Source organism: Campylobacter sp. LR264d (assembly GCF_008633895.1).
In the GTDB taxonomy this organism is placed as follows: domain Bacteria; phylum Campylobacterota; class Campylobacteria; order Campylobacterales; family Campylobacteraceae; genus Campylobacter_D.
This window is the reverse complement of the sequence record NZ_VJNT01000039.1, coordinates 1-20,424: the sequence shown is the minus strand read 5'-3', so window position 1 is coordinate 20,424 and position 20,424 is coordinate 1. Positions and strand designations below refer to the sequence as shown.

General features: G+C 28.6%; 22 protein-coding genes and 2 pseudogenes. 22 read left to right on the top strand and 2 right to left on the bottom strand.

Annotated elements, in window-relative coordinates; translation table 11 throughout:
* Positions 1-33: 33 nt before the first annotated feature.
* The gene (locus FMM56_RS07925; protein WP_150140366.1) at positions 34-336 is read left to right on the top strand and encodes a hypothetical protein; all 303 of its coding nucleotides are present in this window, start codon (positions 34-36) and stop codon (positions 334-336) included.
* Positions 337-555: 219 nt separating this feature from the next.
* On the opposite strand, the gene metK is transcribed toward FMM56_RS07925, so the two are convergent.
* Positions 556-1,776, bottom strand: coding sequence for a methionine adenosyltransferase (gene metK, locus FMM56_RS07920; protein WP_150140364.1), 1,221 nt, complete (start codon positions 1,774-1,776; stop codon positions 556-558).
* A gap of 145 nt (positions 1,777-1,921) precedes the next feature.
* On the opposite strand from metK, the gene FMM56_RS07915 reads away from it, so the two are divergent.
* From FMM56_RS07915 to FMM56_RS08825, 19 genes and pseudogenes are all read left to right on the top strand, one after another.
* Positions 1,922-2,803, top strand: coding sequence for an aspartate carbamoyltransferase catalytic subunit (locus FMM56_RS07915; RefSeq protein ID WP_150140362.1), 882 nt, complete (start codon positions 1,922-1,924; stop codon positions 2,801-2,803).
* Positions 2,804-2,806: 3 nt separating this feature from the next.
* Positions 2,807-4,546, top strand: a complete 1,740-nt coding sequence (locus FMM56_RS07910; RefSeq protein ID WP_150208298.1) for a M3 family oligoendopeptidase — start codon at positions 2,807-2,809, stop codon at positions 4,544-4,546.
* A gap of 3 nt (positions 4,547-4,549) precedes the next feature.
* Entirely contained in the window at positions 4,550-4,990 is a 441-nt protein-coding gene (locus FMM56_RS07905) for a hypothetical protein (RefSeq protein WP_150206204.1), read from the top strand.
* Positions 4,987-7,116, top strand: a complete 2,130-nt coding sequence (locus FMM56_RS07900; RefSeq protein WP_150140356.1) for an ATP-dependent helicase — start codon at positions 4,987-4,989, stop codon at positions 7,114-7,116. The genes FMM56_RS07905 and FMM56_RS07900 overlap by 4 nt, the downstream gene beginning before the upstream one ends.
* Complete coding sequence (gene truB / locus FMM56_RS07895; RefSeq protein WP_150140353.1) at positions 7,109-7,927, top strand: tRNA pseudouridine(55) synthase TruB; 819 nt, start codon at positions 7,109-7,111, stop codon at positions 7,925-7,927. Before FMM56_RS07900 ends, truB begins: the two co-directional genes overlap by 8 nt.
* A gap of 3 nt (positions 7,928-7,930) precedes the next feature.
* Positions 7,931-9,724: a sulfatase-like hydrolase/transferase gene (locus FMM56_RS07890; protein WP_150208296.1), complete on the top strand. Its 1,794-nt coding sequence runs from the start codon at positions 7,931-7,933 to the stop codon at positions 9,722-9,724.
* A 57-nt stretch (positions 9,725-9,781) separates the two neighbouring features.
* Positions 9,782-10,036: a carbon storage regulator CsrA gene (csrA, locus tag FMM56_RS07885; protein ID WP_150140349.1), complete on the top strand. Its 255-nt coding sequence runs from the start codon at positions 9,782-9,784 to the stop codon at positions 10,034-10,036.
* On the top strand, positions 10,014-10,775 hold the full coding sequence (locus FMM56_RS07880) for a 4-(cytidine 5'-diphospho)-2-C-methyl-D-erythritol kinase (RefSeq protein ID WP_150208294.1): 762 nt from the start codon (positions 10,014-10,016) through the stop codon (positions 10,773-10,775). The genes csrA and FMM56_RS07880 overlap by 23 nt, the downstream gene beginning before the upstream one ends.
* On the top strand, positions 10,772-11,230 hold the full coding sequence (smpB, locus tag FMM56_RS07875; protein ID WP_150140346.1) for an SsrA-binding protein SmpB: 459 nt from the start codon (positions 10,772-10,774) through the stop codon (positions 11,228-11,230). The genes FMM56_RS07880 and smpB overlap by 4 nt, the downstream gene beginning before the upstream one ends.
* A gap of 54 nt (positions 11,231-11,284) precedes the next feature.
* Positions 11,285-11,887: a TlpA disulfide reductase family protein gene (locus FMM56_RS07870; RefSeq protein ID WP_150208291.1), complete on the top strand. Its 603-nt coding sequence runs from the start codon at positions 11,285-11,287 to the stop codon at positions 11,885-11,887.
* The gene (locus FMM56_RS07865; protein WP_150140343.1) at positions 11,887-12,177 is read left to right on the top strand and encodes an ATP-dependent Clp protease adaptor ClpS; all 291 of its coding nucleotides are present in this window, start codon (positions 11,887-11,889) and stop codon (positions 12,175-12,177) included. The genes FMM56_RS07870 and FMM56_RS07865 overlap by 1 nt, the downstream gene beginning before the upstream one ends.
* Entirely contained in the window at positions 12,177-14,315 is a 2,139-nt protein-coding gene (locus FMM56_RS07860) for an AAA family ATPase (RefSeq protein ID WP_150140341.1), read from the top strand. The genes FMM56_RS07865 and FMM56_RS07860 overlap by 1 nt, the downstream gene beginning before the upstream one ends.
* Entirely contained in the window at positions 14,290-14,949 is a 660-nt protein-coding gene (gene aat, locus FMM56_RS07855) for a leucyl/phenylalanyl-tRNA--protein transferase (RefSeq protein ID WP_150208288.1), read from the top strand. The genes FMM56_RS07860 and aat overlap by 26 nt, the downstream gene beginning before the upstream one ends.
* Positions 14,950-15,024: 75 nt before the next feature.
* A complete protein-coding gene (locus FMM56_RS07850) occupies positions 15,025-16,044 on the top strand; it encodes a nitrate- and nitrite sensing domain-containing protein (RefSeq protein ID WP_190317948.1) in 1,020 nt (339 codons plus the stop codon).
* 433 nt (positions 16,045-16,477) lie between these two features.
* Positions 16,478-16,756, top strand: a pseudogene (locus FMM56_RS09445) (nitrate- and nitrite sensing domain-containing protein); the annotation flags it as partial.
* Positions 16,747-17,139, top strand: coding sequence for a nitrate- and nitrite sensing domain-containing protein (locus FMM56_RS09275; RefSeq protein ID WP_150208286.1), 393 nt, complete (start codon positions 16,747-16,749; stop codon positions 17,137-17,139). The pseudogene FMM56_RS09445 and the gene FMM56_RS09275, both read left to right, overlap by 10 nt.
* Before the next feature lie 76 nt (positions 17,140-17,215).
* The gene (locus FMM56_RS07835) at positions 17,216-17,680 is read left to right on the top strand and encodes a hypothetical protein (RefSeq protein WP_150140332.1); all 465 of its coding nucleotides are present in this window, start codon (positions 17,216-17,218) and stop codon (positions 17,678-17,680) included.
* A 34-nt stretch (positions 17,681-17,714) separates the two neighbouring features.
* Positions 17,715-17,960, top strand: a pseudogene (locus FMM56_RS07830) (methyl-accepting chemotaxis protein); the annotation flags it as partial.
* A gap of 103 nt (positions 17,961-18,063) precedes the next feature.
* Entirely contained in the window at positions 18,064-18,234 is a 171-nt protein-coding gene (locus FMM56_RS08825) for a hypothetical protein (RefSeq protein WP_190317947.1), read from the top strand.
* Between the two features lie 189 nt (positions 18,235-18,423).
* Here the strand turns inward: FMM56_RS08825 and FMM56_RS07825 are convergent, their stop codons facing one another.
* A complete protein-coding gene (locus FMM56_RS07825; RefSeq protein WP_150140328.1) occupies positions 18,424-19,215 on the bottom strand; it encodes a ferritin-like domain-containing protein in 792 nt (263 codons plus the stop codon).
* Positions 19,216-19,280: 65 nt separating this feature from the next.
* Between FMM56_RS07825 and FMM56_RS07820 the strand changes: the two genes are divergently transcribed.
* Complete coding sequence (locus FMM56_RS07820; protein WP_150140326.1) at positions 19,281-19,637, top strand: methionine-R-sulfoxide reductase; 357 nt, start codon at positions 19,281-19,283, stop codon at positions 19,635-19,637.
* Complete coding sequence (locus FMM56_RS07815) at positions 19,630-20,265, top strand: MarC family protein (RefSeq protein ID WP_150140324.1); 636 nt, start codon at positions 19,630-19,632, stop codon at positions 20,263-20,265. Before FMM56_RS07820 ends, FMM56_RS07815 begins: the two co-directional genes overlap by 8 nt.
* The last annotated feature ends 159 nt before the right edge of the window (positions 20,266-20,424 follow it).

The following is a 20,424-nucleotide window of genomic DNA, read 5'->3' as shown; positions in this document are numbered from 1 at the left end:
ATTTATGTTACAATTTTTTAAAAAGGATAAAAAATGAAAATTATTAAATTTAGTGCTATATTAATAGCTGTGTTATTTATGAGTGGTTTTGATTTAAAATCTGTCTTAAATAAAAATAGTACCTCTTCTAGCAGTACTTCTACAAGTTCGGATATTACAGATTCTACAAGTGCTTTAAATTATATAAAACAATTTATCAATGATAAAAAGCCCTCAGAAGATGAATGCAATGTGATAATAAAGATAAATGATTTAAATTTATTACCTGATGAAGAAAAAAATAGCTTATACTATAAGGCCTTATTATTGTATTGTAAAAATAGCACGACAAATTAAAAATTTTTAAAAGCTTTTTTAATATTTATGCATTGTATATATATATTTTAAAAGCTTTCTATAAAACCTAAAAATTCCCTTGTGAATTTATAAATTTTGCTTGTTTTTATTTTTTAAAATATTAATACCCCTATTTTCATTAAGATTAATGATATAAAAAAATTAAAATCTATTTGAAATTTATTAAAAATCCTAAAAAACCTTAAAGGCTTAAAGCCTTTAAAGTGATAGTTCAAAAGAATGCAAAAGCAAATCTTTAAATTTATCTAACTCATCAAGTTGCTCCCAAGGGTAATCCTTTTGACCAACCTGACCCCTAGCTGCTACATTTGCATATAAAAAATGCGTTTTAGAAGGCTTGTCAAGGGCAAATTTTTGAGTTATCCACTTTGGGGTAAGAGGATAGTTTTTAGTGATAAATTCGCTTAAAATATTATCATCAAGCTTTGAATTTGTACCCATGCAATCAACGCTAATTGATATAGGCTTAGCAACCCCTATAGCATAGCTTAATTGAACCACACATTTTTTAGCCAAATTTGCAGCCACTATATGCTTAGCAAGCCACCTAGCTACATAAAGTCCACTTCTATCTACCTTTGTATAATCTTTGCTAGATTGCGCACCACCTCCAATTGGGGCATATCCTCCAAAACTATCAACTATAAGTTTTCTTCCTGTTAAACCACTATCATGTAAGGATGAGTGACTTACATATTTACCTGTTGGATTTATTAAGATTTTTGTTTTATCGGGATTGAAAAGTTCTTTTGGTAAATTACTTTCTAAAATAAGCTTAGTAATAAGTTTTCTAACCTCTTCTATACTCATACTTTCAACGCAAGGTGCAGATACTACTATGGTATGAATGTGCTTAGGATTACATTCTTCGAAATTTTTCTTATCTTCATAATCAATAGTAACTTGAGTTTTTATATCTACGCCAAGTTCGTTTGGGTGAGCCTTTGCATACTCATAGACCTTATTACAAATCATTCTAGCATAATAAATTGCTGCTGGCATAAATTCAGGGGCCTCGCAACTTGCAAAACCAAACATAATGCCTTGGTCTCCTGCACCAATCTCACCACTTTCTTGGTCTACCCCTTGATTAATCTCAGGGCTTTGTTCATTTATGAAAAGCAATACCTCTATGTCATCTGGGTGCAAGCATTGTTCTTTGCTAAAAGCACTTTTACCATCATAGCCTATTTTTTCTAAGGCACCTTTTACCAAATTTTCATAATCTGCACGAGAAAGTTTATGCTTTGACTTAATCTCGCCTCCAATTACTACTTTATTTCCTGCGACAAAGATTTCGCTCGCCACTCTTGAGTCTTTGTCATTGCTCAAAAGTATATCCACTATTGTATCAGCGATTATATCTGCACACTTATCAGGGTGTCCAGGACTTACAACTTCGGAAGTGAATAGATACATTTTTTTCCTTTCGGATTGAATTAGTCTAAAAAAGACGGCATATTCTAGCAAAAAAATGTAATGATTTAAGACTTAATTTTTAACTTCATAGCAATTTTTAACCTTAATTTGATAAAATAAAAACTCAAAGAATATAAGGACAAAAATGAGGCATCTTATAACTACAAAAGACCTTGAAGTAGATGAAATTTTAGAACTTTTCGAAGATGCTAAGGAATTTTTAGATGAAAAGGCTAGAACTTTACTTAGTAAAAAAAGTGTGACAACTATATTTTTTGAAAACTCAACTAGGACTCTTTCTTCATTTGAAAGTGCGGCTCGCCGCCTTGGTGCTAGTGTTTTAAGACTTGATGTTTCAAGAAGTAGTTCAAGTAAGGGAGAAACGCTTTTTGATACGGCTGCAAATTTGGATGCAATGAGCCCTGATGCTATTGTGATAAGACATAGTAATTCAGGCGTTCCTCATATCCTGGCAAAGCATATTCATTGTCCTATTTTAAATGGAGGCGATGGAAAACATGCGCATCCTACCCAGGCCTTGCTTGATTTATTTACCATTTTTACGCATTTTAAAGGCAAGGTTAAGAATAAACACATTTTAATAATAGGAGATATAAAAAATTCAAGGGTGGCTTCTTCAAATATAGAACTTCTAACTCGTTTTGGTTTAAATATAACCCTTGTTGCCCCTCCTCATTTTATGCCAAAATCGCCTTTAAATAAGGCTTATAAGCTTGATGAAAAATTAATTAAAAGTGCAGATATTATTATGAACTTAAGAACTCAAACTGAAAGACATAATAAAAGCATTTATGCCTCCTTAAAAGATTATGCAAATGATTTTTGTCTAAATTTAAGACTTTTAGACAAACACAAAGTAATCATACTTCACCCAGGTCCTGTAAATAGGAATATTGATATAAGCGATGAAGTTTTAAATGATAATAGAAGCTTTGTTTTAAAGCAGGTTAAAAACGGCGTTGCCATTAGAATGGCTGTATTGAAAAAACTTATTTTAGAAAGGTAGAAAATGTTAGAATGGGATTTAAGCGTTTTATTTAAGGATGAAAACGACTTGCTTGATTATACACAAGATACTATTTCAAAATCACTAGCCTTTAAAGAAAATGAAGGTAAGTTAAAAAATCTTAGTAATGATGAATTTTTAAACGTTTTATTAGAATTTGAAAAATTAAATCTTGCTTTAAATAAAATTATGACCTATGCTTATTTAGTATTTGCAAAGGATACTAGTAAGGGTGTGTTTTTAGCTAAATTTGAAGAAGAAAGTAAGAAGATTGAAGAAAATTTATTATTTTTTGAGCTTGAATTTTGTGCTTTAAGTGATAAAAAAAGCAAGGAAATTATAAGCTTTATTAATGATTATAGTCATTGTGAAACAAATTATGGCTATTATTTAGAAACTTTGATAAAACAAAAAAAATACATGCTTAGCAAAAAAGAAGAAAGGATTATGCTTCATCTTTCAAATAGTGGGGCAAATGCCTTTTCTCGCCTTTTTGATGAAAGCATGGCAAGACTTAGGATAAATTTTAATGGTAAAAAATTAAGCGAAGAAGAAATTTTAAGTAAGCTTTATAGTGCTAAAAGAAGTGATAGAAAAAAGGCTGCAAAGGCCTTTAGTAAGGTTTTAAGAAAAAATGCCCATTTGCTAAGCTTTATTTTAAATACCATTAAAACAGAGCTTCGTACAAAATGCCATTTAAGGGGCTATGAAAGTGCTGAAACCCCGAGGCATTTAAGCAATCAAATTTCACAAAAAAGCGTTGATTCTTTAATAAACATAGTAGAAAAAAATTTTGACATAGTAGATACCTTTTATAAAAGAAAAAAACAAATTTTAGGACTTGCAAAGCTTAAGGATTATGATAGATATGCCCCTATTGGAAAAGAAAGTAAGTTTGATTTTAAAAAGAGCAAGGATATAGTTTTAAAAGCCTTTGATGCCTTTTCGCCTAAATTTAAAGAAATAGCCAAAAGTGCCTTTGATGAAGGCTGGATAGATGTATATCCTGCTTTAAATAAGCAGGGGGGTGCTTTTTCTCATTCTAGTGTGCCTGATACCCACCCTTTTATACTATTAAATTACACAAATACAAGAAGAGATTTATTTACCCTAGCACATGAATTAGGTCATAGCATACACCAAAAACTTAGCTATAAGGTTAGTTTTTTAAATCAAAATACCCCTTTAACTACAGCTGAAACTGCCTCTGTTTTTGCTGAAATGCTTGTTTTTGATTATGTAAAAACAAGGCTTAAAAAAAATGAGTTAATCGCCCTTTATGCTGCTAAGCTTGAAGATATCTTTGCTACCTTGTATAGACAGATAAATTTTACCACCTTTGAAAGAAGAATTCATGCAAGTGAAAATAATCTAAGTATAGAAGAATTAAGTAAAATTTGGATGGAAGAATCGCAAAAAATGTTTAAAGAAAGCGTTCATTTAAGCGATGATTACGCACTTTGGTTTGCTTATATACCTCATTTCATACACTCTCCTTTTTACTGCTATGCTTATGCTTATGCCCAACTTTTAGTACTAGCACTTTATGGGCTTTATAAGAGTGGAAAATGTGACAATTTTAGCAATTTATATATAAATTTACTTGAAAGTGGAGGTTCTAAAAGTCCAAAAGAACTTATTTCAAGCTTTGGTTTTGATATAGATGATGATGAATTTTGGCAAATAGGCATTGAGGAAGTAAAAAAAATACTTAATGAATTTTTAGTTTTAAAACAAGGATAAAACATGCTAGATAAATTTTTAGCCGATAATAAATTTGTGGCTTTAATGACAAGTCATTGTTATGATGTTATTAAAATGCTAACTAATGGAGGTATTGAATTTAACATAGTTGTACATACCAAATTTGTAAATTTTAACCCACCTTTACCTGAAGAATTTGGTATACAAAATCACGCCCTTAGCGTGTTTGCCCTTGCAGGTTATACCTTTGAGTCAATCTCTCTTGAAAAAGATAAACTCTTTTTTGAGGCAGGTTTTGGACCTGATGATTATGAAACCCTAGTTAGTTTAAATTTAGCAGCTATTAATCAAATTCAAGTTGAAAATAGTGTTATTTTTGTAAATTTTAGCCTTTATAAGGGCGAGTGTGATAAAAAGCATTTAACGCAAAATTCAAAAAAACTTTTTTTAAATAATCCAAACAATAAGAATTTGAAAAAATGACAACACTTTTTGATAGCTTAAATGAAAGCCAAAAACAAGCAGCAAGTCATATTGATGGCCCTTTATTAATCTTAGCAGGGGCTGGTAGTGGTAAAACTAAAACTATAACTACAAGACTGGCTTATTTGATAAAAGAAGTAGGCATTGCCCCACAAAATACCCTAACCCTAACCTTTACAAATAAAGCAGCTAGTGTTATGAGACAAAGGGCTTTAAATATGATAGAAAGAAGTGATATAAACCCCTTGCTTTGTACCTTTCATAAATTTGGCCTTTTGTTTTTAAGGGCTCACATACATAGGCTAAATAGATTAAGTGATTTTTCTGTACAAGATAGCGATGATGTAAAGGGCATTTTAAAAAGAGAAATTATAGAAGATGAATTTGATAAAAAGATAGTAAATAAATTTATAAATGCTATTTCACGGCTTAAAAATCAAGCTATAAGTGCTTTGGAATTCAAAAATAATATTGAAAAATACGAGAATTTTTTCTGTGAAGATTATGATTTTACAGAAAAGAATTTTAAAAATTTAATTACATATTATGAAAAATACACAAAATATTTATTAAAATATAATTTTGTTGACTTTGATGACTTGCTTTTACTTACTAATGAAATTTTAGAACAAGATGATAGATTTAGACAATTTCAAAGTTCTTTTTATCAATATATAACGGTTGATGAGTACCAAGATACAAATTTTTTACAACATAAAATTTTAAATAATTTATGCCTTAGCCATGATAATCTTTGCGTTGTGGGAGATGATGACCAAAGTATTTATTCTTGGAGAGGTGCTAAGATAGAAAATATCTTAAATTTTGAAAAAGAATTTGAAAATGTAAAAAGAATAACCCTAGAACAAAATTATCGTTCAGTTGGCGTTATCTTAGATGCTGCAAATGAACTTATAAGAAATAATCAAAAAAGATTAGGTAAAAATTTAATATGTACTCAAGAAGTAGGAGAAGAGATTAGAGTATATGAAAGTGCTGATGAAAGGGTAGAAGGTGAACAATTAAGCTCAAATATTAAAAATCTTTTAAACAAAGGCGTAAAGGCTGGTGAAATAGCTGTTTTATTTCGCATAAACGCACTTTCAAGGAATATAGAAAAAAGCCTTTTAGAAAAACAAATTCCTTATAAATTATTAAGTGGTATAAAATTCTATGAAAGGCAAGAGATTAAGGATATCATCGCTTATTTAAGATTGATTGTAAATTTAGATGATGATTATTCTTTTAAAAGAATCATTAATCGCCCTTTAAGAGGTTTTGGACAAACTTCCTTAAATATGCTTGAATTAAAGGCCTTTGAACATAATCAACCCTTATTTAAAAGCCTTGTTAATCTCTCAAATACTGGCTATTTTAGCGTTAAAACAGACAATCAAATAAAAAATTTCATAGAGGGTATAAAATTTTTAAGGGGTTGCAAAAATTGCTTAGAAATATTTGAAAATTTTGAAGAAAAAATAGGACTTAGGGCATATTATAAAGAACATTTAAACGATGAGGATAGGCTTGAAAATATAGATTCTTTTTATTCTGATTTAAAAGAACAATCCAAAGAAGGGCTTAATTTAATTGAAATATTAAATAATATCTCCTTACTAAGCGACCAAGATAACATGGAAGAAAAAGAAGATAATGTTTATTTAATGAGTATTCACGCTAGTAAGGGTTTAGAATTTGATTATGTTTTTATAGTTGGGCTTGAAGAAGGAATTTTTCCAATTAGTACTTTGTCTAGTGACATGGAAGAAGAAAGAAGACTAGCATATGTAGCCATTACTAGGGCAAGAAAACAGCTTAATTTTCACTACTCAAAAAAGAGAATACGCAATGGGCGTATAGAATTTGACCTTAAAAAAAGTCGTTTCTTAAAAGAAAGTAAGATTATAAAAGAAGAAGCTCAAAAGCAAGAAGATATAGAATTTAAAGATAAACAAGATAAAAGCGATGATTTTAAAAAGAATGATTTAGTTAGACATAAAATTTTTGGCGTTGGAAAAGTTATTTCAGTAACCGAACATAAAAAAAATGAAATTTTTGTAAGCGTAAATTTTAGCGGTAAGACTAGAATTCTTTTATCTACTTTTTTAGCTAAAATCAATGAATAAACTCTTCGTTGCAAAAAAACCTATAAATTTAAGCTCAAACGCCTTTTTAACGCAACTTAAAAAAAAGTACAAGGTAAAAAAGGCTGGGTATTCTGGCACTCTTGACCCCTTTGCAAAAGGCGTTTTAATAGTAGCCTTTGGCAAATTTAGCAAACTTTTTCGCTTTTTAGATAAAAATAAAAAAATATATAAGGCTACAATATGGCTAGGGCTTAAATCAAAAAGCCTTGATACGCACAATATAGAAAAATTAAATCTTTTAAAGCCCTTTGATTTACATTTTTTAGAAGATATTAAAAATTCCTTACTTGGAGAACTTAACTTTATCCCTCCAAAATTTAGTGCTAAAAAGATTAATGGCATAAGGGCTTATGAACTTGCAAAAAGGGACTTAAAGATAGAATTAAAAACTTGTAAAATGCAGGTTTTTTCATGCGATATAGTAAGTTATAATCACCCCTTTTTAAATATCAAAATAATTTTAAGCGAGGGAGGGTATGTTCGTTCTTGGTGTGAGTTATTTGCTAAAAAATTAGGCATTAATGCAAGTTTAAGTTCACTTGAAAGAATAGCAGAAGGCAATTTTATCTATGAAAATGAAAAAAGCTTAAATGCCTTAAAGACCTTAAATTTAAGACCAAATTTTATTGATAACTTAGATAAATTAAAATTTGGGGCAAAATTAAATAAAGATGAGTTAAAAGTGCAAGAAAATGGAATTTATTATATAGAAAATAAAGAAAATTTCAGCATTATAGAACTTAAAGACGAAAAGGTTTCTTACCTTTTAAATAATATACCAAAGGAATAAAAAATGTTAAAATTTAAATATATCTTATGGCTTAGCGTACTTTCTTTGCCACTTGCCTTGTATTATTCTAGCTTTTTTGCACCTTTAAAAAGTGAAAGTACTAACCTGACTTTAATCTTTTTTTATATAGCTTCTTTGGGGCATTTTTTCATATATTTTTTTATAATTTCTCTTTTAATTTTGCCCTTTCTTTTTATAAAAAATAAACTAAGTATCTTTTTTCAAATTTTAATTTTAAGCCTTGCCTTTGTGATTTTAGCCATAGATAGCCATTTATTTTCCTTGTACCGCTTTCATTTAAATTTAGCCATGCTTGATTTATTTTTTAATGGTGGGGACGTGATTGAGTTAAGTACTTCACTTAAAATTCGCTCTTTTATTGAAATTGCTTGTCTTATTTTATATGCCTTTTTTATTATTTACCTAGCTAAAATGCTTAATAAATTTAAGGTTAGATACTTCGTTTTAACTGCCCTTTTTTGCCTTATTTTTGCAAATTTAAATCATGCTTATTCAAATGCAAAAAATTTAATAAATACAACTGATTTTATAAATCGCTTACCACTTTTTAAGCCCTTGACTGCAAATAATATGATGCTTAGACTTGGCTTAATTAGCAAGGATGAACTGCATAATAATAAAATTTCTCTTTCAAAATCAAGCGTTTTTGATTATCCAAAAGAAGACTTAATCTTTGATGAAAATAAGAAAAAGCCCTTAAATATCTTATTAATCATTAATGACTCGCTTAGATTTGATATGTTAAATGAAACAAATATGCCACTAAGCTATGCTTTTTCAAAAAATGCCTTTGTTTTTAAAAATCATTATTCAAGTTCAAATTCTACAAGAGGTGGAATTTTTGGGCTTTTCTATGGGATAAGTCCAAATTACTGGCATGCTAGTTTAAATGCTGGTACCATTCCAGCCCTACTTCAAAGTGCTTATAAGAATGATTATAAGCTAGGCGTTTTTACCTCAGCAAGTCTTAATAAGCCTGAATTTTATAAAAATATCTTTAATCAAGAAAATAATCTAAGATTTGGTTCAAAGCCTAATCCTGCGTATTTAAGGGATGAAGAATGTATAAGTGATTTTAAGGAATTTTTGACAAATTTAAAGGATAATGAAAGATTTTTTTCTTTTATATTTTTTGATAATATACATGGCTTTTCCTTTCCACCAGATTTTAAAACGCCGTTTAATCCATACATTCCAAAACCTAATCAACTAAATTTAAAAAATGATGAAGAAAAAACTAAGTTTTTTAATCTTTATCAAAACGCTGTTTACTACGCTGATACAAATATAAATAAGCTTTTAGAACTTTTAAAAGAAAAAAACCTAGATAAAAATACTATAATTATAATTAGTTCAGACCATGGCGAGGAATTTGATGACAATAAAAAGGGCTTTTTTGGTCACAATGGCAATTTTACAGATACTCAAATTAAAATTCCACTCATTGTAAAACACCCCTTAAAGCAAGGACAAGAAATTGATACTTTAAGTACTGCTTATGATATACCAGTTACCTTAATGCAAGAAGTTTTTGGCGTCAAAAATGACCCTAAAACTTATAGCTTGGGGCAAAATTTATTTAATTTGACGCAAAGAGAGTATTTTATAGCTGGGTCTTACCTTGAAAATGCCATAATCGAAAAGGATAGAATCATTTTAATAAACAAGCTTGGCGTGCTATCTTTTAAGGATATAAATTATTCAAATCACGCAAATACTAAAAACAGACAAAATATCTTTAAGACCTTGCAGGATATGAATGAATTTTTAAAATAAAAGCTTTGTTAAATGAAATTGTGCTAAACTTTGCCAAAATATTTTGGAAAGTAAGCTATGTTGATTTTATCAAGAAAAGAAAATGAAAGCATACAAATAGGACGCGATATTGAAATAACTATCGTTCAAACAGGCAAAGGCTATGCTAAAATAGGCATTAAGGCCCCAAAATCCTTAGTTATTTTAAGAAAAGAATTAATAGCTCAAATTAAGGATGAAAATTTACACTCCGTACTTCATAAAAGCGATATCAAGCAATTAAAAGCATTAAGGGAAAAATTTCACAAAAATGAAAGCAAAAGCAAAGATTAATATCTTTTTAAAAATTTTAGGACTTGATAGTAGAAAGTACCATTTATTAAGCTCTCGCTTTGTTTTAATCAATGATTTATTTGATGAATTAATTTTAATTAATGATAAAAATAAAGAAGGCTTTGAGTTAATTAGCAATGTTAATTTTGATGATAATATTATCTTTAAGGCCTATGATTTATTAGCTAGTTTAGGGCATAAAGAAAGTTTAAAAGAATTTTTTAAAGATAAAAGCTTAAAGCTTATTAAAAATATCCCTCATTGTGCTGGTTTAGGAGGTGGAAGTAGTGATTGTGCAGCCTTTTTAATAATGATGAATGAAGAATTAAATTTAAAATACACAAAAGAAGATTTAATAACTTTAAGCATTAAACTAGGTAGTGATATAGCTTTTTTTATATCTGGCTTTAATAGTGCAAATGTAAGTGGTTGTGGGGAAATTTTAAAAGAATTTAATGATGAAAAGATAGATTTATCTCTTATAATGCCTAATATAAAATGCCAAACACAGGCTGTTTATAAGGAATTTGATAAAAAAAATATTGATTTTAGTGAAAATTTAAAAATAGCTAAAAAATTAGAACAAATTAATTCAAGAGAACTTTTATTAGAAAAAAATACCTTGCTAAATGATTTATTTAAACCCTGCGTTGATTTATATCCTAAAATGAAAAAGTACTTAGATGAAAATTTTTTTATGAGTGGTAGTGGAAGTACTATTTTTAAGGCTAAAAAATGAAAATTATTGCTAGAAATAAAAAGGGGCTTTTTGATTATTTTATAATAGAAAAATTTGAAGCTGGTATTGTTTTAAAGGGTAGCGAAGTGGTATCTTTAAGGGCAGGTAGGGCGAATTTAAAGGATTCTTTTGTAAGGATTATAAAATCAGAATTATTTTTACTAAATGCCCATATTTCTTGCTTAAATACAACTCACGCCTTTTATAAGCACCAAGAAAAAGGAGCCCGTAAACTTTTAATGCATAGAAAGCAAATCGATAAACTTTTTGGCAAGGTTAGCATGGAAGGCTTTACTTTAATAATCTTAGATTTATATTTTAATGATAAAAACAAGGTTAAAGCGACCTTAGCACTTGCAAAGGGTAAGAATTTACACGATAAAAGAGAAAGTTTAAAGAAAAAACAAGCTGATTTAGACGCAAAAATGGCTATGAAAAATTATAAAAATATCTAAATATTAAATCAAAAATGTTAAAATTTAATTTTTATTTTTAAAAAAAGGATAAATATGAAAAAACTTACAAGCTTATTGCTTGTTTTATGCTGTGCTTGTTATTTTTGCGCTTGTAGTGGTGAAGAGATAGTTAAAAATGATTTTATGTTTAAACACTATGAATTAAATGATAAAATCACACTTCAAAGCGTAAATGGTGGTTCTAAGACCTTAGTTAGAACGCAAAATGGTTTTGTGGTTGAAAATGAAGAAGATAAGATTGTATTAATTGATTTATTTGGTACCTTTTGTGCACCATGTAAAGAAGAAGCAAGCGAACTTACCAAGCTTTGGAGAAACAATAATAAAGATTTGTTAATAATAGGTCTAACTCATTTTGAAGATGTTAGTGATGAAATGGTGAAAAAATTTGCCGATGATTATAAGGCCTATTATTTTTTAAGTAATTCTAAGGATAATGATAAGATTATAGCCCAAATTTTATCAGACATTGATTATAAACACATGGAACAGTTGCCCTTTAAAATTATGCTTAAAAATGGAGTTTATCAGGATTTAAGCGATTATTATAATGAGAGTAAAATGGTTAAATTTTATCTTGGCAAGGTGCCTACAAGCTTAATGCAAGCTGATATACAAAGGATTAAGGAAAAGTAATGCCTAAAGAAAAAACACTTGAAGATATCGAACTTAAAGAACCAAAACTATACAAGGTTATATTAATAAATGATGATGTTACCACTATGGACTTTGTAGTTGAAATTTTAATGAATATTTTTGGACACGATATGGATAGTGCTAGTAAAATCATGCTTGATATACACAATAAGGGCAGTGGAATTTGTGGCATTTATAGCCAAGAAATAGCACTTTCTAAGCAAAAAAGGGTAAGAAGTGCTGCAAGACTTGCAAATTTTCCATTACAAAGCATAGTAGAAGAAGAATAATGAAATACGATGAAGAATTAAAAAGTTTTTTTGATAACGCAAAACATTTAAGCGTGATAAATCACCATGAATTTATAACTTGTGAACATGTACTTTTTGCGCTTTTAAAGTTAAGCAATAATTTTAAGGAAATTTTTAAAGAGTACGCAGATGGAGATTTTGAGCTTTTAGAAAGGGAACTTAGAGGCTATATAGCCGATAAAAACGAGATTTTAAAGGAAAAAAATACCACTCCTATAGTTTCTGTTGTACTTGATGAAATTTTAAATAATTTTAAAAAGAAAAATCCAAAAATAAATATTAAAATAGTTGATTTTTTAGAACAAATTTTAATTGATAAACGTTCGTATTCTAGCTATTTACTTCAAAAACATGGGCTAAACTTAGATAAGCTTTCATCCTTAAAAAATATGAATAATGTAGAAAATTTAAATCTTTACACTATAAATTTAACAACCCTTGCAAATAATGGTAAAATAGACCCATTAGTAGGAAGAAATTTCGAACTTGAAAGAATGATGCAAATTTTAGTTCGTAGAAAGAAAAATAATCCTATCTTAATAGGCGAGGCCGGGGTTGGAAAAACAGCTATTGTTGAGGGACTAGCCTTAAAGATTGCTAACAAAGAAGTGCCAAAAAATTTAGAAGATGCTCAAATTTATAGCCTTGATTTAGGTGCTTTATTATCGGGTACAAAGTATAGAGGTGACTTTGAAAAACGCATTAAAAGTGTTTTAAATGAACTTGAAAAAATGCCAAATGCTATTTTATTTATAGATGAAATTCATACCATTGTTGGGGCTGGAGCAGCCGGTGAAAATAATGCAGATTGTGCGAATTTATTAAAACCATCACTTAGCAATGGTAGCTTAAAATGTATAGGGGCTACTACCTTTTTAGAATATAAAAATACCTTTGATAAAAATAAGGCATTGAGTCGTAGATTTGCTAAGATAAATGTCGATGAACCAAGCGAAGAAGAATGTTTGCTTATATTAAAAGGCTTAAAAAGCAAATATGAAAGCTTTCATCATATAAAATTAAATGATGAAATTTTAAAGGCTTGCGTTGAATTAGCTAAGAAATTTTTCCATGATAAATTCTTGCCTGATAGTGCTATTGATTTAATCGACGAACTTGGGGCTTCCTTTGTTTTAAACGCAAAGAAAAAAAGAACGCCTAGCTTAAAGGATTTAGAAGATACACTAGCAAAAATGACTCATTCTCATAAAATTTTTGAACTTGATACAAATAAGGCCCTTTTAAATTTAAACTCAAATTTAAAAACAAAAATTTTTGGACAAGATGAAGTAATAGACGGACTTTGTGCAAGTTTAAAGCAAAGCTGGGCAGGGTTTAAGAATCAAAATTCACCAAAGGGTGTGTTTTTATTTACAGGTTCAAGTGGAGTTGGAAAAACTGAACTTTGTAAGCAGTTAGCCAATTTTTTAGGCTTAAATTTAGAACGTTTTGATATGAGTGAGTATGCAGAAAAGCATTCTTTAAGTAAGTTAATAGGCTCTCCAGCTGGATATGTAGGGTATGAAGAAGGTGGACTTTTAAGCAATGCTATAAGAAAAAATCCTTTTAGCGTAGTGCTTTTTGATGAGATAGAAAAGGCACACCCTGACCTTAGCAATACCTTTTTGCAAATTTTTGACAATGCAACTTTAACAGATAATAGTGGCTTAAAGGCTGATTTTAAAAATACCATTATAATAATGACTTCAAATTTAGGTTTAAAAGATAATAACGAACTTGGTTTTTTAAGCTCTACAAGTAAAAAAAACGATAGGGCTATAAAGGAATTTTTCGCACCTGAATTTATAAATAGAATAGATAAAATTTTACATTTTAATGACTTAGATGATGAAATTTTAGCAAAAATCGTTCAAAAAGAATTAGATGAAATTTCACAAAATTTAAAAATCGTAAGTCTTAGTGCTGATATGAAGGTAAAAATTCATTTAGCAAGACTAGCTTATAAAAAGGAATTTGGCGTTAGGCTTTTAAAACGCGTTATAAGCGAACAAATCGGCGAAAAATTAAGCGATGAAATTTTATTTGGTCGCTTGAAAAAAGGTGGTAAGGCTAAAATCAAGCTTGATAAAAATGAACAAATCTCAGTTGTATTCTAAATTATTAAACGCCCCGAGTGATGCCCCTGTTTTTTTAACCCCTAATTTAGATTGTGATTTTATAATAAATGCCTATGAATTTGGGCTTTTTCCTTGGACTAGTAAGCCTGTTACTTGGTGGTGTCCAAATCCACGTTGCGTTTTATTTCCAAATCAAATTCACATACAAAAAAGCATAAAAAAATTTTTAAACTGCTATGAATTCAGGCTTGATTATGATTTTTTAAGCCTTATTAAACTTTGTGCAAATAGGGAAAAAACTTGGATAGATAATGAATTTATAAAGACCTATAACACCCTTTTTAAAAAAGGAGTAGCACACAGCCTTGAACTTTATGAAAATGATAAATTAATAGGTGGAATTTATGGACTTATCATAGGTAAAATGTTTTTTGGAGAAAGCATGGTAAGCCTTAAAAAAAATATCTCAAAAATAGCTTTAATCGCACTTTGCAAACTATTAAAAGAATATGATTTTTTAATAGATTGTCAAGTTTATAATAAGCATTTAGAATTTATGGGTGCTAAAAATATAGACAGAACTGAGTTTTTAAAGCTTTTAGAAAATAAGATTAATTCTAAAAGTGGCTTTGATAATTTTAGAAATTTACAAACTCATTTACAAAATATTTAAAAAAATCTTTTTGTTTAAAATTCATTTAATAAATAATGATTATAATGTTTTTCAAAACTTTTAATGGAAAAATTAATGATTACTAAATTTAACCTAAAAATTAAGATTATGCTACTTGCTACTGCTCCTTTATTTGCTATATTTTTTTTTCTTGCAAATGAACTTAATAAAACCTATTTTTTACTAGATGATAACGATAAATTACAAAATCAAATTTTAATCTCTGAAAAATTCTCAGCCCTTATACACGAAATGCAAAAAGAAAGGGGAATGAGTATAGGCTTTTTATCAAGCAATAAAGAACGTTTTGCAAACGAGTTAAAAGCCCAAAGACTAAAAAGTGATAAAAAATATAATCAATTGTTGCTTTTCATTGAAAAAATGAAAAATGTTAATGTAAATTATATATATTTAATACACCAAGGGATTGAAAATTTAAAACTTATTACAAAGATTAGAAGCAATGTTGATAATGGTTTAAAAAGTGAAAATTTAATCAATGAAATTCTAAATTATTATTCAAACACCATACAAGATTTGCTTGATAACTCCCTAAATGCAAATAAATTGATAAATAATGCTAATATTGCTAGAAAAAGTCTATCTTATACTTATTTTTTATATGCAAAGGAAAAAACAGGGATAGAAAGGGCCTTTGTAAATGATATTTTTATCACTAATAAAGCCCTTTCTAACAACGCTTACACCAAATTTTTAACCCTTGTATCCCAGCAAGAAATTTATATAAACTTATTTAAATCGCTAGGGTCCTTAACTAACATAGATATTTATAATGAAATAAGCCAAAATCAAATTTTTGAAGAAGTTCAAAACATGAGAAGTACTATATATGCAAAGCATAACTTAGGGGAATATAATGTAAATGTAATTACTTGGTTTGATACTATTACCAAAAAGATTGATTTATTAAAAGATATAGAAAACGAGCTTGTAAATGAGCTTAAAGAAGAGATAAATCAAATAATCTTAAAGCTAAAATCATATTTTATAATACTCATCATTATAGAAGTACTTTGCGTTAGTTTTCTTATAATCTTATGTATTTTTTTAGCAAAAAGCATTAAAAAACGATAAATTTTGTAACAATTTATAAATTATTGTGTAAAATGGTAATACCCAGTCAAATTTAAAGCAAAATCAAATAATAAGCTATTTATAATATCTTTAAACAAAAGTTAAAAAAGCATTAAATGCCTAAAATATCGATCTTTAAAGCCCTTGTAAAAATATAAAAATTTATAATTTAAACAAAAAAAATTTAACAAATAAATCATTTTTCAAAAAAATCTACTAAAATTTTTATGCTTAAATTGCTTATTTTTTAAGCTTTTCATTAGTTTTAGTCCCATCCCTTGCCCTACTTTTTTCTTAATATACGAACTTAGCAGAACTCATAGCTTAGTAAAGCAAAATATACAACTACAAAATCAAATTTTTATATCAAAAAGAATATCTAGTTAGTGCATGAAATGCAAAAAGAAAGAGATATGAGTGCTGGTTTTTATCTAGCAAGGGAAAGGCCTTTGCAAATGAATTAGTTAATCAACGCAAATTAACAGATGAAAAGCATAAAAATTTACTTGATTTTATCAAAAATACCACTGATGTTAATGAACTTTATTTAGGATATTTAAAAAATGGTATAGAAGAATTACAAAAACTTTCTACTACTAGAAAAAACGCCGATGAGTCTATTAACTCAACCCCATTAACAGGTCAAACCGTGAATTATTATACAAACACCATTGACGTACTTTTAGGTGGTAGTTTAATACAATTAAATTAATTGATAATATTAATATAACCACACAAACCCTAGCTTATGTCAATTTTTTATATGCAAAAGAAAGAGCAGGTCTTGAAAGGGCCACTGCAAATGCTATCTTTGTTACAAGCATGCCAACACAAATTGCAGCTTATAATAAATTTTTAAGTCTAATAACCGAACAAGAAGCCTTTGTAAAGCTTTTTAAAAATTTTGCAAATAAAGATGATATAGCCTTTTATGATAATGCTATTAATGATAAAAGTTTTAACGAAGTACAAAAAATGAGAGATATCTTAATAGCAAAGTACACTCAAGGAGAATACGGCGTACCTGCTAAAACTTGGTTTGATACCATTACTCAAAAGATTGATGTCTTAAAAATGTGTAAGATAAGATTGTAAGTGGGGTAAATTTAAATATTGCAAAATTATTTCTGATTTAAAATCGTATTTTTTAATATTAATTATACTTGAAGCAGTGATAATCTTAGTAACCCTTGTTTTATCCATTGCTATAATTAAAAATATGTTAGGTAATCTAAGAAATATCACAAAAAAGATTGATTTTATCATATCTAATAAAATTTTAACAGAAAAAATAGATGTTAGAAGTCACGATGATATAAGGTTTATCACAAAGCCTATTAATACCTTTATAGATTATACAAGAAATATCATTTCACAAACTTCTAAGCAAACTAGTGAAAATCTTAAAATTTCAGATTCTTTTATGAATATTTCTAAAAATCTTAGCGACAATACTAGCATTAGTGATAAAAATAAAAATTTAGGTGAGCTTAATCAAAAAGCAGTTCAAACTAACGTTAATCACTCACAACAGACAAAAGCACATCTTGAAATGGTAATAAGCGATTCTAAAATAACAGAACAAATCATAGATAGCATTTATGATAATATCCAAGATAGTACAAGAAATCACTAATAATTTTAATATCTTAAACAACAAAGCAAGAGAAATTTTAGATATATTAAAGATTATTACTGACATTGCAGACCAAACAAATTTACTGGCCCTTAATGTAGCCATTGAAATAGCTAGGGCTGGAGAACATGGACGTGGTTTTTCCGTGGTGGCCGATGAAGTTCGCTCCTTAGCCGAAAGAACTCAACAATCAATAACCCAAACTGATGCAATAGTAAAAAAACTTTTAAAGTCAATTGATGACATAAGTACCCAAATGCAAGAAAACTCAAAAAACTAGAAGAGAACTTGCAGATCAGTCAATCACCATGAAATATGATATGAAAAAACTTGCTGAAACTATAAATAAGGTCATTTCTACCCCGCTTGAAGATATAAAATAAATGAATATTATCCATAAAAATACTAGTTCAAGCCTTCAAAATAATGGCTTTATAGTAGATTGTGTTAGAGAACTTGCACAAATTGACAAGCAAATACAATCATATTCAAATGAGTTAAACAATCAAGCCATTAAACTCAATGAAAGCTTGAATAAATTTAAATTTAAATAATACCTCGCCACTTTGGTGAGATTAAATTTCTTTATTAGTCATATTTTTATATTTAAAAAAATGTGAAGTGAGTGGTACAATAATATGCTTAAAAAATATACTAATATAATAGATTTAAGCGAAATTTTAAAACTCACTTTCGCCAACAAATCAAAGAACACAATATCACAAATATATTTTAGATTGAGTTTAATTATAAAAATTTTCTAGCTTGATTAATTCTTCTTTTTTAAAACCAGCCCTTAATCTTGCGTGAATATTTAGCTTTTTTCCAGCTAAACAAAATTGATTAAAGTCCTTGCAAATGCTTAAAAAGTCCATATCTTTTTTAGCAAATTCCCACCAGATATTGCCCTTTTTAACATGCTTTATCTCATCTTCTAAAATGATTTTCAGAACTTCTTCTATATAACTTTTTATAGGATTATTAGAATGTTGAATTTTAGCTATTACAAAAGGATTTGCATCAAGTCCTTTTGCCTCTAAGCCCTTATGTACCACGCCCATACGAAGTGCTAAATTATCTTTTGTTAAATTCATGGCCTCATATAAATTATTATGCACAGCAAAACTTGAATACTCAAAACCAAGCTCATTTAAGGCCCTTACTAAAAGCTTAAAATGCTTAATCTCTTCGTCTGCTACTTCTAGCCAGTCCTTGTAAAATTGCATAGGCAAATCCTTAAAACGATACAAGGCATCAAGGGCTAAATTTATAGCACAAAATTCAATATGAGCAACAGAGTGTATAATCTTAGCCAAGGCCGTATTGCTATTTGTAGATTTTGGTCTTCTTATGCGAGTTGGGTGCAGTACCTTTAAATTCGTATTAATTAAATCTTTTTCAAGAGGTATAGTTTGCATATTAAATATTATTTTAGTACTTTTAAAATCATCAAAAAAGTTTTCAAATTCCTTAAATTTAAGCCCTAAATCATTTTCATACAAAATTTTTTCTATGCTAGAAAAAAATTCTTTCATACTAACCCTTTAATAAATAAGGGTATTTTAGTATAATAAGGCTTTTAAAATTTTAAAGGTTTGATATGAAAAATTTAAGCGACGAAGAAAAAAGAGTTATTATAGATAAAGGCACAGAAGCACCATTTTCTGGTAAATTTAATGATTTTTATGAAAAAGGAATTTATCTTTGTAAGCAGTGTGGCGTGCCACTTTATAACTCAAATGATAAATTTAAATCAGGTTGTGGTTGGCCTAGCTTTGATAATGAGATTAAGGATAGTGTTAAGAAGATTCCTGATAAAGACGGAAGAAGAACTGAGATTGTCTGTGCAAATTGTGGGGGTCATTTAGGTCATATTTTTATAGGCGAGGGCTTTACGCATAAAAATATAAGGCACTGCGTAAATTCAATTAGCCTTGATTTTAAAAGCGATGTTTGAGATTTTAGAAAACGAAGTAGAGGCCATTTTACTTGCCTGTGTTACTATACTTGCAGTTTTAAATCCTTTTGGGAATTTAACCCAATTTTTAGCAATGAGTCAGGGTTTGCCCTTGCTTTTGCGAAAAAAACTTTTTAGGGCTATACTTTATACGGGTTTTATAATAGTTTTAGTTTTTTTATTTACAGGTCCTTTTTTTATGTCCTATGTATTTAGAATAAATTTAGATGATTTACGAGTGGGCGGAGGTCTAATACTCATTGTAATGTCTATAAAAAATTTGCTTTTTTCAGCCAAAACGCAGGATTTTTCACATTTTAAAACAATGAGTGAGAAAGAACTTTTAAAACAAAGTCTTGTACCTATGGCCTTTCCTATGCTTATAGGACCTGGTACCTTAGCAACTGTTATAGTAATATCTGAACTTTCAGGGCTTTTAATAGCTACCTTTTCGGTCTTAGCATCTTTTTTATTTTTGTTTATCTTATTTCATTACGCAGCCACCATTGAAAAAATTTTAGGCACCTTAATCTTACATGTAATAGCAAGAATTACTCAAGTATTTATAGTAGCAGTTGGGGCAAAAATGATGATTACAGGTTTGCAAGGTATTTTCAAATTAATTTAATATATCATTAACGCAAATTTATTTAAAGGAGAAAAAATGCAAAAAGTTATTATTTTTGGAGCAGGTAGCTCTGGGATAAATATCTTTAAAAAACTTATGGGGGGGGGAGGTAAGCGATAAAAGTGAAGTTTTATTTTTTGTCGATAATAACCCTAAAAA